This is a genomic window from Spongiactinospora sp. 9N601, from assembly GCF_044326295.1.
Classification (GTDB): domain Bacteria; phylum Actinomycetota; class Actinomycetes; order Streptosporangiales; family Streptosporangiaceae; genus Spongiactinospora; species Spongiactinospora gelatinilytica.
The window spans coordinates 616,496-632,104 of sequence record NZ_JBIRBB010000003.1 but is presented as its reverse complement, the minus strand read 5'-3'; the positions used below and the strand labels follow the sequence as shown (position 1 = coordinate 632,104).

Genomic DNA, 15,609 nt, shown 5'->3' with positions numbered 1-15,609 from the left:
GGCTCCTCAAGGTCGGCGTCCCGGCACCTCCCCCCTTCTGTCCACCCCGGGCGGTTCCACACCTCAGGTCAGGGCGCGTACCGGAAGGCCGGTGCCCCAGCGGGCGATGGCCTCGTCGTCGGCGAAGGCCAGCGCGCGCAGCATGTTCCCGCCGTCGGTGGCGGCCACGGCGCGGCGCAGGCGCTGCCGCATCCGCTCGGGCAGTTCGGCCGTACCGGCTTCGATGGTGTCGCCGTAGAAGGGCGCGAAGGCCACCCCGGCGAACCCGGTACGGCGCAGCAGCGTCGGCATGGTGAGCGAGGAGTAGAACATCAGGTGGTTCTTGGTGAACCCGCTCCAGGCCGCCCCGTGCGCCTTGAGCAGCAGCGATCGGGCGTTGACCGTGAGGACGAGCAGCACGCCGCCGGGGGCGAGCAGCCGGCGCAGCCGGGCGAAGTCGTCCAGCGGGCGGGGCAGGTGCGCGAGCACCGACCACAGGGTGATCACGTCGAAGCCGCCCGCGGCGATCTCCGGCACGTCCTCGGGGGCCCCGTGGTAGGCGGTGGCCGCGGACAGCCGCGCGTTGGCCTGCTCGACCGAATCGGGCGACAGGTCCACGCCGTAGGCGTCGAAACCCAGTTCCTCGGCCAGTTCCAGGAACAGGCCCGCGCCGCAGCCGAAGTCCAGCAGCCGGCGTTTGGCGCCGTCGGCGAGGACCTGGCCGAAGGCGTCCATGGTCAGGCGGTACCGAAGCCGCCGGCCGGCCGCGTAGTCGCCGGTCAGGAAACCGCTGTAGCCGCTGGCGTACAGGTCGCCGAGGCGTTCTGGACGCACGTTGGGGTTGCGGTAGAGGAATCCGCACGAGGGGCAGCGCACGACGCGGTAGGTCCACGGCTCCTGGCCGTCCTGCTGGGGCCCGGTGGGCGTGAACAGCGGCTGCTGGCGGGACTCGCCGCACATGTGGCAGGTGATGAACTCCTCGATCTCGCCGAGCGGCACCCGCGAGCGGTACGCGTCCAGGGAGACGATCGGGGACCTGCGCAACAGCAGGCTCCACTGGATCTCCCTGGCATATCTCTCACCCGGCCGGACATAGACCCGCTGACCCCAGGGAACGCGGTCGAAACGGGAACCATAGGCGATCCGGGCGATCGCTCGTTTTGCTGACGCCATCGCGGAACCTCGTGTTAATCCTGTGCGCTCACGGATACATGGCATCACTACCGCCACAAGCCCGGCACGACTCCCAAAAAGTATTTTGCGGCTTCATGCCATAAACCAGCCCCTGCTATTTTCGGCGCGTCACCATGTGTCCGCTGTATGGACCGTTAAGGTGGTGATGTCCCCCGAAGTCAGCGTGTGTGGGGGGCGTCATGAAGTGGGCAGGTCCGATCGTCGCCGCGGGGATGCTGGCGCTGGCCGCCACCGGATGCGCCGGGCAGCGCGGTGACGTCGCGCTAGGGTCCGACGGGCCGGTCTCCGGGCTGGAGTGGACGGCCTGCGACATCGGCTCCGCCAGGACCGGCGGCGAGACCGCCGCGCCCACCCCGACACCGGCCGCCCAGGCCGAATGCGCCCGCCTGAAGGTCCCGCTCGACTACGCCAAGCCGGACGGCGAGACGATCGAGCTGGCCCTGATCAAGATCCCGGCGACCGGTCCCGGCCAACGGCTGGGCTCGCTGGTGTTCAACTTCGGCGGCCCCGGCGGCTCGGGCGTGGAGACGCTGGCCCAGGCCGCGCCCCGGTTCAAGACCCTCAACACCCGCTATGACCTGATCGGCTTCGATCCCAGAGGGGTCGGGCTGAGCGCCCCCGTCAAGTGCCTGGACGACCCGCAGATCGACGCGATGCAGCAGACGGAGTCCACCCCGGACACCCCCGCCGAGGTCGCCGCCTTCGAGCGGGAACAGCGCGCCCTGGTGACGGCCTGCCGGCAGCGGTCGGGCAAGCTGCTGCCGCACGTCGGCACCGTGAACGCCGCCCGCGACATGGACCGCCTGCGGATCGCGCTGGGCAGCCGCAAACTCAACTATTTCGGCATCTCCTACGGCACCGAGCTGGGCGCGGCCTACGCGCACAACTTCCCGCGCAACGTCGGGCGGATGGTGCTGGACGGCGCGGTGGACACAAAGATCGACAAGACCTCGCTCGGCCTCCAGCAGGCCGCCGCCTTCCAGCGCGCCCTGACCAGCTACGCGACCGACTGCGCCAAGGACGGCCCGCAGCTCTGCCCGCCGAGCCGGGCGGCCGGCTCCCAGGGCGCCAAGTCCGCCGACCAGATCGTCGCCGACGTCGGCGCCCTGCTGGACCGCCTGGACGAACGGCCGCTGCACACCGGCCTCGGCCGCAGGCTCAGCCAGTCGCTCGGCATGACCGGAGTCGCCACCGCCCTGTACTCACGGCAGTTGTGGCCCGCGCTCACCCAAGGCCTGGCCATGGCGGAAAAGGGCGACGGCACGATCCTGCTCACCCTGGCCGACGCGCAGAACGGCCGCGACGACCAGGGCCGCTTCTCCAACCTGATGGCCGCCAACACCGCGATCACCTGCGTCGACTCCGCCGAACGGCACACCGCGGCCGATGTGGAGAAGGCGCTGCCGAAATTCCGCAACGCCTCATCCGTATTCGGCGAGTCGATGGCATGGGGAATCATGCAGTGCACCGGATGGCCGGTGCCGGGCGGCGAGTCGCCCGCGGAGGTCTCGGCCCCCGGCGCGCCGCCGATCCTCGTGCTCGGCAACACCGGCGACCCGGCCACGCCGTACGCCTGGGCGCCCGCGCTGGCCAGGGAGATCGGCACTGGAGTGCTGGTCACCCTGGAAGGCGAGGGGCACGGCTCCTACGACTCGGGCGACACCTGCCTGCGCGGCGCCGTGGACGGCTTCCTGCTCGCCGGTGCGGTGCCCAGGGACGGCACCCGGTGCGGCTGAAACGGCATTCGGCGCGCCCCGATCCGCGGCGAAACCCGAAAGAGAAAGGCGGGCGCACATCGCCGCTTTTCTTGGGGTGCCGGATCAGCCAGTATTAAAAACTGGAATGTACCCCCCGGAGCGCAAGGAACCCAGTGATCCGAACTTTGCTCGCCGAGGACATGGATCTGGTGCGCGGGGCGATCGTCGCCCTGCTCGCCTACGAGGACGACATCGAGGTCGTCGCCGAGGTGGACAGAGGCGATCAGGTCGTGGCGGCGGCGACGGCCGCCAAGCCGGACGTGGCGGTGCTCGACATCGCGATGCCGGGCATGGACGGCCTGGCCGCGGCCCAGGCCCTGCACGAGCGTTTACCCGAGTGCGGAGTGCTGATCCTGACGGGCGTGGGCACCCCGGGCACGCTGCGCCGCGCGCTGGACGCCAACGTGCGCGGCTTCCTGGCCAAGGACGCGCCGCCGCACCGGCTCGCCGACGCCATCCGCCGGGTGGCGAACGGCGAGCGGGTGATCGACTCCGAGATCGCCATCGCCGCGATGGCCACCCCCGACTCCCCGCTCACCCCGCGCGAACTCGACGTCATCGGCGCCGCCGCGGACGGCGCGTCGATCTCCGAGATCGCCGCCACGCTCTTCCTCTCCGAGGGCACCGTCCGCAACTACCTCTCAAAGACCAGGGCGAAACTCGGCGCGCGCAGCAGCATCGACGCGATCCGCATCGCCCGCGAGTCCGGGTGGATCTGAGTCCAGCCCGGTGTGGGCGGAGAGGAACGCCAGCGCGTCGGCGGCCAGCGCCACCGAACGGCTGACCGCCCGCGCGCCGTGGCCGACGTCCGGCTCGTGGCGCAGCACCACCGGCCGGTCGCCCGCCGTCGCCCACTGCATGGCCGCGCAGGTCTTGCGGGCGTGCATGGGATCGACGCGGGTGTCGGCGGCCGAGACGGTGAACAGCGTGGCCGGGTAGCGGATCCCGAACCGAACCCGGTGGTAGGGCGAGTAGGCCAGTAGCCAGGCCAGCTCTTCAGGGTCGTCGGCGGTGCCGTACTCCGCGCGCCAGGCCGGGCCGAGGCCGCCGCGCTCGTAGCGGGCCATGTCCAGGATGGGGGCCGCGCAGACGGCCGCGCCGAACAGATCGGGCCGCTGGGTCAGCGCCGCGCCGACCAGCAGCCCGCCGTTGGACTCCCCCCAGATGCCGAGCCGGTCGGGCGTGGTCCAGCCGTCGGCGACCAGCTTCTCGGCGGCGGCGGCGAAGTCGTCGAAGCAGTTCTGCTTGCGCTCGCGCATGCCGTCCCGGTGCCAGACCTCGCCCTCCTCACCGCCCCCGCGCACGTGCGCCACGGCCAGGACGCCCCCGGCCTCGACCCAGGCCAGCGAGTCGGCCGCGTACCCCGGCATGAGCGGCACGCCGAAGCCGCCGTAACCGGTGAGGATCGCCGGGCGGGGCCGCCCGTCCGGCGACGGCCGGGCGACCACCATCATGCGGACCGGCGTGCCGTCGGCGGAGGCGAAGGAGACCTGGCGGCGTTCCACGGGGGGTATCGGCACGCCGCCCGGGGGCCGCTCCCACAGGGTGGCGGCGCGCTCGCGGGCATCGTAGCGCCACACGGTCGCGGGGGTGACCGCGTCGGTGTAGGTGAACCACGCCTCGTGCCCGCCTTCCGGGCGGGCGGTGAGCGAGCCGACGGTGCCGCCGCCGGGGGTCTCCACCAGGCGCAGCCGCTCCCCGGTGGCGAGGTCGTGCACACCGATCTCGCCGACCGCGTGCCTGATCCGTACGGCGAGCAGTTCCGGCGCGTCCAGTTCCGGCCCGTCCAGGATGGTGAACGCGCCGAGCACCGCCTCCTCGTCCTGCGGGATCAGCACCGACTGCTCCCCGGGCCGCTTGGGATCGGCCACGCAGAGCATGCCGCGCGGCGCGTCCCGGTCGGTGAGCACGTACAGCCGGCCGTCACGCCCGACCGCCGCCACGGCGCGCGCGCCCGAGGCGCGGGTCTGCACCGCCCGGAACTCCGGATCGCCCCCCGCCGACAGGTCGGCCAGCCACAGGTCGTTGGGCGTCCCGGGGCCGGGGGCCGCCGACAGGGTGAGCCAGCGCCCGTCCGCGCTGATGCCCAGGCCGTAGGAGAATCCCTCGCCCGCGCTCAGAACCAGCTCGTCCTTTTCCACGGGCGTGCCCAGGATGTGCAGGTAGACGCCCTGCTGGAAGCGGACATAGTAGAACCCGGTGCCGCCGGGCAGCCAGCCCACCGGGGAGTACCGGCAGCCGCCGATCGGGCCGTCCACCGTCGCCCCGGTACCGGCGTCCATGACGTGCATGGTCGCCCGCTCGTCGCCGCGCCGCGAGACCTGGTAGGCCACCAGCCGCCCGGTGGGGTCGGGCTGCCAGGCGTCCAGGGTGGTCAGGCCGGTCGGGTCCAGCCGCATCGGGTCCAGCAGCGCCGCGCCGTCCCGGCACAGCACCGGGTGCTCCTGGCCGGGCGACCTGCGCAGCGTGAAGGCGTGCGGGCCGCGCCACTCCGGCGCGGTGACCGATCCGACCGCGCCGAGTTCGGCCAGCCGGGCGCGGAACCGCTCGCGGGAGGGCAGCGCGCCCATCACCTCGCGGCACAGCCGGTCCTGCTCGGCCAGCCATCTCACGGTGGCGGGGTCGCCGGGGTCCTCCAGCCGGCGGTAGGGGTCGGCGACCCGGTGCCCGTGCAGGTGATCGATGATCGGCAGGCGTTCGGCGGGGGGATATCGCATCAGGCATACTCCGGTTCCCAGTGGCCGACCAGATCGGCGTACGGCGGGGCGGCGCGGACCAGCTCGGCGTGCGTGCCGAGCCAGGTACGCCCGCCGTCCATGAGCAGCACGCGCCGGGCGCGCAGCGCCGAGGAGAGACGGTGCGCGACGACGATCAGCGTGCCGCCGCGCGCGGCGAACGCGCGTTCGGCCCGTTCCTCGGCGGCGGGGTCCAGGTGGCAGGTGGCCTCGTCCAGGATCACCAGCCGCGCGGGGCTCAGGTAGGCGCGGACCAGGGCGATGAGCTGGCGCTGCCCGGCGGGCAGCGCCCCGGGATCGACCTCGCCGCCGTAGCCGCCGCAGCGGGCCACCAGCGCCTCGGCCCCGAGTTCGGCCACCGCCCGCTCGACCCGGGCCCGGCCGGCGTCGGCGAGGTAGGTGAAGTTCTCCAGCAGCGGGCCGCGGAAGACGTACGCCTCCTGCGGGATCAGCACCCGGCCGGGGCGGGCCGCCCGGTGCGCCGCGACGCCGCCGATCAGCACCGCGCCCGCGTCGGGGCGGAGCATCCCGGCGATCAGCGCGGTGAGGGTGGACTTGCCCGCGCCGCTCGGCCCGACCACGGCGAGGTGGTCGCCCTCGGGGATCAGCAGGTCCATGCGGTCCACGACCGGCTCGGCGTGCGGGCCGTAGGCGAAGGTCGCCGCGCGCAGTTCCACGGCGTCGCCGTCCGGCTCCTCGGCGGCCACCGGGACGGCGGGCGGTGCCGACCGCAGGATCCGGTCCAGGGAGACCGCCAGCCGTACGCCGCTCACCGCCACGCCCTCCACCAGCCCGTTCAGCGCGGGCGCGAGCGACTGCGTGACGTAGGCGAGCGCGCCGACGATGACCCCGGCCGCGGCCCCGTTGGCGAGCAGCCAAGGGGTCCCGGCGAGGACCAGCACGACCGGGAGCCAGCCGCCCACCGCGAGCGCCGCGGTACGGGCCGCGGTGACCCTGGCCAGCGCGCGGGCGGCGGCGGACTGCTCCTCCACCCGGCCCTCGGCATGGACGGCGATCCGGTCCTGCGCGCCGCAGGCGGCGATGTCGCGCAGCCCGCCGGCCAGGGCGGCCAGTTCCTCGGCGGTCCGCTCGTCAGCGAGCAGGAACGCGCGCTGCCGCCTGGCCAGGGCGGGCAGCGAGATCAGGAACAGCGCGAGGCCCGCGGCGAACGGCGGCAGCACCAGCAGAGCCACCTGGGGAAGCAGGGTGAGCATCCCGAGGGTGACGCTGACCAGCGTGAACGCGAAACCGCGGACGACGGTGACGACGGCGGCGAAGGCGTCCCTGGCCAGTTCGACCTGGAGGTTGGCGCGGGCCACGGCGGCGCTGCCGACCGCCGTGGGGGCCTGGAAGGCGCCCGCGGCGCGGCGCAGCGCGCCGGTGACGACGTGGGCGAGCAGTTCGTCGCGCAGCGGTTCGGCGATCCCGGCGACGGCCAGGACCACCTGGCGGGCGCCGACGGCCGCCGCCACCCAGGCCGCGCCGAGCAGGGCGAGCCAGGCCAGGCCGGTCCCCGGGCGGCCCGCCGCGAACCCGTCGTCGATGGCGCGGGCCACCGCGAAGCCCACCAGGAACGCGGGCGCGGTCTCCAGCACCGACCAGCCGGCGATCTCGGCGAGCCGGCGGGGGTTGCGCAGCAGGACGTCGCGCAGCAGCCGCACGGGGGTCACGTGACGGCCTCCGGCACGGCCGTCCGCGGGGTCTCGGCGGGCGGCGAGTGCCGCTGGAAGACGGCCCGGTACGCAGGGTCCGCCCACAGCTCGCGGTGCGTGCCGCGGGCGCGTACGCGGCCGTCTTCCAGCCAGATCACGTCGTCCGCGCGGGCGGCCGTCCCCGGCCGGTGCGCGACGATCAGCCGGGTGCGCGCCGCCGTGCCGCCGGCCAGGGCCTCGCTCACCCGCCTTTCGGTGACGGTGTCCAGGCTCGATGTGGCGTCGTCGAGCACGAGCAGGCGGTTCGCCTGGGCGAAGGCGCGGGCCAGGCCGATCCGCTGGCGTTCGCCGCCGGACAGCGGGGCCTCGGTCACGGGCGTCGCATAGCCCCGCGGCAGGCGGCGGATGAACTCGTCCGCGCAGGCGGCGCGGGCCGCCGCCCTGGTGGCGGACTCCGCCGCGCCGAGGCCGATCGCCTCGGCCACCGTGCCGCCCACCAGGACGGGGCGGGCGAAGGCGAACCCGACCGCATGCCGCAGTTCGGCCCGCGAAAGGTCGGCGAGCGGTACGCCGTCCAGGGTCACCGTGCCGCGCTCGGGGTCGATCAGCCGCCCGGCGAGGGCGGCCAGCAGCGACTTGCCCGCCCCGGAGCGGCCGACCACGGCGGTGGTGGACCCGCCGTCGATGACCAGGTCGCCGACGTCCAGGCCGGGGGCGGTCACGCCGTGGAACTCCACGGTGCCGGGTCCGGGCGGGAGTGCGCGATCCCCGTGACGGACGGGTGGCACGGCGAGCACGCCGGCCACCCGCCCGGCCGCTGAACGGGCCCGGGCCAGGCCGCCCGCGTAACCGAGCACCGTGCTGAGCGCGAGGCCGAGCACGGCGTACCTCGCGGCGGCGTACAGTTCGCCGACGGTCAGCTCACCGGCGGCCATCCGCAGGCCCCCGGCGGCGAGCACGGCGACCTCCACGACCGGGACCAGCACGCCGGCCTTGGCCCCGGCGGACGCGGTGACCCGCCACAGGTCCATTCCGCAGGCGCGCAGGGCGGGCAGCGGGGCCAGGACGCGGGCCGTCTCCCGCTGCTCGGTGCCGGCGGCGGCGATGGTCCGCACGCCGCTCAGCGCGTCGAGCAGGGCGGTCGCGATGCGGCCCTGGGCGTCCTGGTAGCCGGCGGCGATGGCGGTGCCGGCGCGCATGAAGGCGCGCAGCACGAGCAGCACCAGGGCGATGCCGGCGACGAGCGCGATGGTCAGCAGAGGGTCGATGAGGGTGAGCGCGACCAGGCCGCCCACCGTCGGCACGGCCAGCGCGAGGCCGCCGACCAGCGACTCGGGGGCGCGTCCGGTCTCCTCGGCGTTCAGGCCCGCGCGGGTGACCAGGTCGCCCTCGGCGAACCTGGCCCGCATGGCGTCGCCCGCGCCGAGGATGCTCCGTACCAGCGTGCGGCGTAGCCAGGCCGAGGCGTGCGCGCCGGTCGCGCCTCTGGCCCACACCGCGGCGGCCTCACAGACCACGACGCCGGTCACCAGGGCGGCGCAGACGCCCAGCCAGGTCAGGCGGCCGGGTGCGGCGGTGACGAATCCGTCGATCGTCAGCCCGGCGGCGAAGGGGAGCACCAGTTCACAGACGGCGCCCGCGACGGCCGCCACGGCGAGCACGGCCGGCCAGGGCCCGCCCCGCCGTACGGTCGCCGCCACCAGCCGGTCCCCGGCGCGCGGATCGAGCGCGTCGGCCGGGCCGGGGACGGGTGGCGCATCCGGCGCGACGGCGGCGTTCTGGGCGTTCGAGGTGTTCACCTCTTCGGCCTCCACAAACGCCTCCTGACGCACGTAGAATCATAGGAAATGACCGGGCGGCCCGGCTACGGGCCGCCCGGGGGCTTGAGCAGCCGATCAGTGGCAGAGGGCGACACTGAGGTTGCTCGGGCGGCCGGAGTGGCAGCTCAGGACCGTGAGCGTGCTGCCGCCGCTGGCGACGTCGCTGCTCGACGGGGCCTCCATGCCCTGCATGTCGAGAAGAACCATGTGCGTTACACCTCCTTCCCATACTCGTGACCGACCGGCCGCGAGGTCGCGGCCGGAAGCAACGGCAGGCGCACCGGGCGCCCGGACATCACGGTGGCCAGGGCGAACAGCACGCCCGCCGTACCCGTCGCGAAGTCCATGGACAGCCGCAGCAACTGGTCGCCGGGGAAGGCGAGGCCGCCGCGGAAGGGCAGCGCGTGCCAGGCGAGCCCGCGCACCTGCCGGTCGATGAGGGGGTCGGGGCCGTCACCGGCGTCCGGGCCGCGCAGGCCCGCGCCGAGCGCGGCGATGATCCCGGCCCTGCCGGTGAACAGTCCCGGCTGGACGAAGAAGCCTGATCGCGCCACCATGCGCAGCGCGTCGAGTTCGGCGGCCAGCTCGGGGTCCTCGCGCAGCGCGAGGTATTCAGCCAGCACCACGCCGATGCCCACGGAGCCCTCGTCCAGGTAGGGCAGCAGCCGCCAGCCCTGGTTCACCTGGAGTGATCCGTCGGCGGCCCGGCGGCAGCGGCGCAGGTCCTGGCGGATGGCCGTGCCGGCGAGGTCGAGCAGCGCCGGGTCTCCGGTGCGCCGGTGGGCGGCGAGGAAGAGCAGCGCGGGGCCGCTCGCGCCGTGCATGAGGCCGGCTCTGGGGTTGGTGCCGCCGCTGGTCTCCGGGACGTCCTCGGGGCCGCCCAGCCGTTCGGCGCAGATGTCCACGGCCCGGTGGGCGGCGCGGGTCAGCTCGGTCTCGCCGGTGGCCGCGCCGAGGTGCATCAGGTTGAGCCCGAGGCCGGACAGGCCGGTGGACAGGGCCGGCTCCAGGTCCTCCCACTTCTCGCGGAGGCAGACGTCCAGCAGGTCCAGGGCGTCGGATCGGTGCCCGAGGCGGTGAAGTACGTGGGCCACGCCGTGCAGGCCGTCGTAGAAGCCGAGGCCGGACCCGGGTTCGGGGTCCTTGGCGCGGGCGCGCAGCCAGTCGTGGTGTGCGGGGTCGGTGGGCAGGCCGGCCTCGGTGAGGGCGAACAGGACGCCGGCCGCGCCGTAGGCGACGCTCAGCCCGCGGCCCGGCCGGAACTGGGCGATGTCGCCGGGGAACAGGCGGTCCTGGCGTTCGGGCGTCGCGGCGGCGGCGATCGCGCGGCCCATCGCGTCGCGTAACTCGTCCCAGGGGGCGTCGCCGGGCATCGGCAGATCCGCCATGGCGTCCTCGCCGGCCGGCACGTCCGCCGTCGAGCCGCCGAGCACCGGGAATCCCGCGGTGAAGCCTGCACTGACCGGCGACTCCGCCGTGGAGCCGTTCGGCACCGGCACATCCACCACGGAACCGGCCAGTACCGGGGACTCCGCCGAGAGGCCATCGCGGACCGAGGAATCCCCCGTGGAGCCGTTCGGCACCGGCACATCCACCACGGAACCGGCCAGTACGGGGGACTCCGCCACGGGGCCGTTCGGCACCGGCATATCCACCGGGGAGTCGCCGGCCGGCGGGGGCTGGGCCGGGGAGTCACCGCCGGCCGTACCGCCCTCTGCCCCGGTACGGTCGCCGGTGCCGCCCTCGATGGCGCTGATCGCCGTGTCGATCACGGCGGACGGCACCGGGAACGTCTCGGTCACCAGCGTGCCCAGGTGGCGGGCCTTCGCGCGGTGCAGCGGCAGCATGATGGTGCACTGCGGGGCGAACAGTCCCAGCCGCAGGCAGGCCATCGCGTAGTCGTCCACCTCGACGCCCTGCCGGTCGGGCGGGGCACTGAAGGCAGGGTGGGCGAGCGCGGCGCGGGCGCCCTCCCCGGCCAGGGTGGCCACCTCGTAGTCGATGAGCACGACCCGCTCTTCCCCGGTCTCCGCGTCCGTGGTGATCAGGATGTTGTCGGGGTGCAGGTCGCCGAAGACGACGCCGCGCTCGTGCAGCGAGTCCACCGCGCGCTGGACGCGTTCCAGCGTGGCGAGGGCCCAGCCGGTGTACTCGGCCACGTCCCCGGCGTCGCAGTCGGCGCGGGTGAACGGGTAGCGCTGGACCAGCCGGCGTTGCAGCGGGTTGCCGTCGATGAACTCCATGACCAGGAACCGGTGCTCGCCGAGCGCGAAGTAGTCGCGCAGCGCGGGCGCGGCGGGCAGCCCGGCCAGGCGGGCGAGGATGTCGCGTTCGTGGGCGAGGCGGGCCACCGCGTCCCGGCCGGCCGCGTCGAGCCCCGCGTGCGGCCTGGCCTCCTTGAGCACCACCCGCTCGCCGGTGCGGGTGTCCCTGGCCAGGTAGACGCCGCCGCCGTTGGAGAAGTGCAGCACGTTCTCGACCCGGTACGGCAAGCCGGTGGTGGTCACGGCGTTGCGGGCGGCGAGGTGCGGTTCCAGGAACGCGGGCAACGTGGTCCAGGGCGGGACGCTGAAGATGGCGTTGCGCACGTCGGGCACGAGCCGGCCGTCGCCGTCCTCGACCGCGAGGACGCGCTCCCCCGCGCCGGACAGGGTGTGCCGCTCGGCGAAGCCGCCGTACCGGACGAACAGCGGGCCCTCCCCGTAGCGCAGGTCGCTGAGGATGTAGGGGCCGGTCACTCCGTGCAGCAGTTCGTGCAGCTCTTTGAGGATGAGTTCGAGCCGGCCTTCGTCCCGGGGATAGATGGTGACCAGTTTTCCGCTGGAGGCCCGGGAGGCGGCCTTGGAGTTGAGCATGATGACGACGGGCGCGCCGCGCAGGAACTTGAACGCGATGCCGCGGGGAACGCAGTAGTCCCAGACGGCGGCGAGCGCGCGTTCGGCGTCGTCCACGCGGGCCGAGACGTGGATCTTCCAGCCCTGGGCGGGCAGCGGCGGCTCGCCGGTGGGGGCGTAGTACATCCAGGTGTCGGTGGGCTGGTGGGCCCAGCCTTCGGGGACCGGCCGGCGGGTGACGGTGAAGTCGGCGCCCGGCGCGCCGGACTGCGGCAGCGTGTCGTAGAAATGGGGGTCCGCGAGGCAGTAGAGCTCGTACTGGTCCATCGCCCCTGACCTCCCGGTTCCGATCGCTTCGATTACCTAAGAAACAATGACGAACGATGGCTAGTTTCGTCTAGTTACAGGTCACATTACTAGGATAGATTTCCTTCACAGCCCTATGTGAGCTTTACACAAATGGCCGATGCGTTTCGCGATAAATGCGAATACGAAGAGGGCCCTAGAGGTTTCTTGGGAAATATACGGCAAGCCGGAAAAGTCCTCTTTGGCCGGTGGTGGCGTCCAGCCATCCCCCCAGCTCCGAGACCCGTTCGCCCAGATTCAGCAGGCCGTTGCCGCCGGATCTGGTCTCCCCCCTGTCGCGGCGATATGGGGGCATCACTCCGTCGTTCGTCATGGACAGCCGGACCAGCCCGTCCCGCTCGACGAGCTGGATCGCGCACTCCCTGGCCCGGGTGTGCCGCAGGATGTTCGTCACGCCCTCGCGCAGCACGTACGCCAGCACTTCGGTGGCCTCGGCCGGCAGCCTGCGGCACGTCACCTTGATCTGGCAGCGCACGCCGGTCGACTCCAGCACCGCGCGGGCCGAACTTAGTTCGGTCTCCAGGGAGGAGGCGCGCAGCCCGTGCGCCACCGAACGCACGTCCCCGGTGAGGTTCCTGGCCAGGTCCAGCAGTTCCTTGATCTCGTCGCGCACCCGCGTGTCACCGTCGTCGTACAGCCGCTGGGTCAGCTCGATCTTCAGTACCAGCACGGCCAGCCGGTGGCCCACCAGGTCGTGCAGGTCCCGGGTGAACCGGCGGCGCTCCAGGCCGACCGCCCGCCGTACCATCTCGGTCTGCGCGCTCATCAGCCGGCGCGCCCGCGCCGCCAGCGACACCAGGGCGTACTCCGCCAGCCCGATCATCGGGACCGCGGCCGCCCATACCCCGCCCCCGCCCCCGGGCACGAGCAGCAGCACGGGCCCGCAGGCGCACGCCGCCACCAGTACCAGTGGTGAGCGCCGCCGGTCCGCCGACATGAACACCGCCCCGGCCAGCAGCCCGCACATCGGGGCCCAGGCCGGGCCGACGACGGGCATCGGCAGATAGGTGAGCGCCACCTGCCCGCCGGTCACCCACCATGGCGCGCCACGTCCGGAGAATGCTCTGTGGAGCGCTCCCGCGTGCAGCAACAGAAAGGCCGGCAGTGCCATCGCGACAACCGGCCACACCATCGGATCCCCCCGCCCCGCCGCCGTCGCCGCACCCGCCAGGACCCGTCCGACCAGGCCCGATATCCCGGCTGCGAGCGCCAGCCCGCTCAGCCGGGCGGGGGACGGCTCGGGTAACCGCGGCAGGACCGGCAGCCGGCACCGGAGGAAGGCCCCCAGCCGGCGAAGCGACGCCGGGCGCGGCGCGCGACTCCCACGCATTCGTTCCATCGCATCCCAACAAGGCTCGTGCAGCCGTATCCGCCGGACGCACATTCTGGCAAGATCACCGCTGCGCGACCCGCCGCCGGGGGTCAAGGAAGTCGGCGGGCTGCGCGAACGGGGACATCCTTCCTCCAATCCTGCGGATCTAACAGATTCTGTAAAGCCAATCCGGCGCGCGGCCCCGGCGTACGGACCGGAACGGGATGCCCGCAGGTGGGAGCGGCGACATCGCCCTCAGAAGAGACCGAAAAAAGGAAACTCACCTTAAGTCTTGCTATGTCGCATACCGCACCGCCGACCTGACGTAGATCATCACCGAGGGGCCCCGATAGGAGCGGGGAGCGTGGAATACCCTCGGCTCGGCAGCACCGGCACCCGAGTCTCCCGTCTCCGCCTGGGCATGCTGAGCTACGGTCTCTACAAAGAAGAAGAGCGGGAGATGAACCCGCTGTGCCTGGACCAGGGCGTCGGCCTGCTGGCCTGGAACCCGCTGGCCAGGGGCCTGCCGGCCCGCGCCGGCAAGCCCGAGGCGGCCACCGCGCGCGCCGGCGGCGACGCCCGGATCGACGCCCTTTACGACCCGGAGGGCGACCGCCCGATCCTGGACCGCGTGGCCGAGGTCGCCCGCGAGCGCGAGGTGCCGCCCGCCCAGGTCGCGCCGGCCTGGCTGCTCGCCCAGCAGGGCGTGACCGCCCCGGTCATCGGCGCCGCCAAGATCCAGCACGTGGACGACGCCGGCCTCGCCCTCACCGCCGAGGAGATCGCCCACCTCGCCGAGCCCTACCGCCCGCGCCCCTCCCGCGTCTGACGGCCCCGCCCGCGTCCCGCTCGACGACATCCGGGATGCGGGTGCCGTCAGACGCCGAGAGCCCGCGTGGCCAGGGCGGTGCCCCGGACCCGGGCCCCGATCTTGGCGAACGCCGTCTCACGGGAGGTGGAGACGTCGTCGGCGAACGGTGAGAAGCCGCAGTCGTCGCAAGTGCCGAGCTGATCGACGGGGATGTGCCGGGCCGCCGCCAGCACGCGGTCGCGTACCTCCTCCTCGGTCTCCACCCTCGGGTCGATCGGGTCGGTCACCCCGACGAAGACCCGCACGCCGGGCCGCAGGTGCTCGGCGATGATGCCGAGCACCCGTCCCGGGTCGGGCTCGCTCGCCAGCTGGACGTAGAAGTTGCCGACCGGCAGCGCCAGCAGCTTGGGCAGCAGCCCGGCGTAGTCGACGTCGGCGCTGTGGGTGGAGTCGTGGTCGCCGCCCGGGCAGGTGTGCACGCCGATCCTGGCCCGCTCGGCGGCGTCGAACCGCGCGAGCACCTGGGCGTTGAGCGCGAGGAAGTCGTCCAGCAGCCCGCCGCCCGGGTCGAGCTTTAGCGCCAGGCGTCCTTCGGTGAAGTCGACCTGCACCGCGTGCGCGCCTGCCGCGAGGCAGCCGCGGATGTCGGCCTCGGCCTCCGCGGTCAGGTCGTCCAGGAACGCCTTGCGCGGGTATCCGTCCAGCGGCTCGGCCGGATACAGCAGGCTCAGCGCCGAGGGGGCGATGACCGCCTGCTTGACCGGCAGCCGGGTATGCCGCCTGGCCTCGTTCAGGTAGGTCTCGGCGTGTACGGCGTAGCGGAACGGACCGGTGGTCAGCCGCGGTAATTGCCGGGTGTGCCCGTCCGCGAACGGGATGACCACGCCGTCCGGGGCCAGGTCCGCGAGCCCGCTGAGCGGGTAGGTGGCGAAGCTCGGCTTGGCCTGCTCGCCATCGACGACGACCGGGCTGCCGAGTCCTTCCAGCCGGGCGATCGTGTCGGCCACCGCCTCCGTCTGCCGGGTGGCGAGTTCGTCGTCGCCGATCCGCCCGGCGGCGTGATCGGCCATGGCGGCCAGGAGGGCGGGGGGTCGGGGGATGCTGCCGATTGGTTCGGTGGGTATGCCCATGGCGCGAGCGTAGGTCACG

11 protein-coding genes are annotated in these 15,609 nt (G+C 73.5%); 3 read left to right on the top strand and 8 right to left on the bottom strand.

Annotated elements, in window-relative coordinates:
• Positions 1-63: 63 nt before the first annotated feature.
• Positions 64-1,152: a class I SAM-dependent methyltransferase gene (locus ACH34R_RS09750; protein ID WP_397560982.1), complete on the bottom strand. Its 1,089-nt coding sequence runs from the start codon at positions 1,150-1,152 to the stop codon at positions 64-66.
• 200 nt (positions 1,153-1,352) lie between these two features.
• Between ACH34R_RS09750 and ACH34R_RS09745 the strand changes: the two genes are divergently transcribed.
• Both ACH34R_RS09745 and ACH34R_RS09740 read left to right on the top strand, forming a co-directional pair.
• The gene (locus ACH34R_RS09745; protein WP_397560981.1) at positions 1,353-2,909 is read left to right on the top strand and encodes an alpha/beta hydrolase; all 1,557 of its coding nucleotides are present in this window, start codon (positions 1,353-1,355) and stop codon (positions 2,907-2,909) included.
• A gap of 134 nt (positions 2,910-3,043) precedes the next feature.
• On the top strand, positions 3,044-3,649 hold the full coding sequence (locus ACH34R_RS09740) for a DNA-binding response regulator (RefSeq protein ID WP_397560980.1): 606 nt from the start codon (positions 3,044-3,046) through the stop codon (positions 3,647-3,649).
• On the opposite strand, the gene ACH34R_RS09735 is transcribed toward ACH34R_RS09740, so the two are convergent.
• The 6 genes from ACH34R_RS09735 to ACH34R_RS09710 all read right to left on the bottom strand — a co-directional run bounded on the left by ACH34R_RS09735 (position 3,572) and on the right by ACH34R_RS09710 (position 13,667).
• Positions 3,572-5,647 (bottom strand): prolyl oligopeptidase family protein, encoded by a 2,076-nt coding sequence (locus ACH34R_RS09735; RefSeq protein ID WP_397560979.1) that lies wholly within the window; start codon positions 5,645-5,647, stop codon positions 3,572-3,574. The genes ACH34R_RS09740 and ACH34R_RS09735 overlap by 78 nt on opposite strands.
• Positions 5,647-7,335: an ATP-binding cassette domain-containing protein gene (locus tag ACH34R_RS09730; protein WP_397560978.1), complete on the bottom strand. Its 1,689-nt coding sequence runs from the start codon at positions 7,333-7,335 to the stop codon at positions 5,647-5,649. The genes ACH34R_RS09735 and ACH34R_RS09730 overlap by 1 nt, the downstream gene beginning before the upstream one ends.
• Positions 7,332-9,131, bottom strand: a complete 1,800-nt coding sequence (locus ACH34R_RS09725) for an ABC transporter ATP-binding protein (protein WP_397560977.1) — start codon at positions 9,129-9,131, stop codon at positions 7,332-7,334. Before ACH34R_RS09725 ends, ACH34R_RS09730 begins: the two co-directional genes overlap by 4 nt.
• Before the next feature lie 81 nt (positions 9,132-9,212).
• Entirely contained in the window at positions 9,213-9,344 is a 132-nt protein-coding gene (locus ACH34R_RS09720) for a SapB/AmfS family lanthipeptide (RefSeq protein WP_397560976.1), read from the bottom strand.
• Between the two features lie 5 nt (positions 9,345-9,349).
• Positions 9,350-12,298 (bottom strand): class III lanthionine synthetase LanKC, encoded by a 2,949-nt coding sequence (lanKC, locus tag ACH34R_RS09715; protein WP_397560974.1) that lies wholly within the window; start codon positions 12,296-12,298, stop codon positions 9,350-9,352.
• Positions 12,299-12,473: 175 nt separating this feature from the next.
• Entirely contained in the window at positions 12,474-13,667 is a 1,194-nt protein-coding gene (locus ACH34R_RS09710; RefSeq protein ID WP_397560973.1) for a sensor histidine kinase, read from the bottom strand.
• Between the two features lie 346 nt (positions 13,668-14,013).
• Here ACH34R_RS09710 and ACH34R_RS09705 point away from each other — a divergent pair, with 346 nt between their 5' ends.
• Positions 14,014-14,478 carry an aldo/keto reductase gene (locus tag ACH34R_RS09705; protein ID WP_397560972.1) on the top strand — a complete coding sequence of 155 codons (465 nt, stop codon included), beginning with the start codon at positions 14,014-14,016 and terminating at the stop codon, positions 14,476-14,478.
• Positions 14,479-14,525: 47 nt separating this feature from the next.
• Here the strand turns inward: ACH34R_RS09705 and ACH34R_RS09700 are convergent, their stop codons facing one another.
• The gene (locus ACH34R_RS09700; RefSeq protein ID WP_397560971.1) at positions 14,526-15,590 is read right to left on the bottom strand and encodes a cobalamin-independent methionine synthase II family protein; all 1,065 of its coding nucleotides are present in this window, start codon (positions 15,588-15,590) and stop codon (positions 14,526-14,528) included.
• Positions 15,591-15,609: the final 19 nt, after the last annotated feature.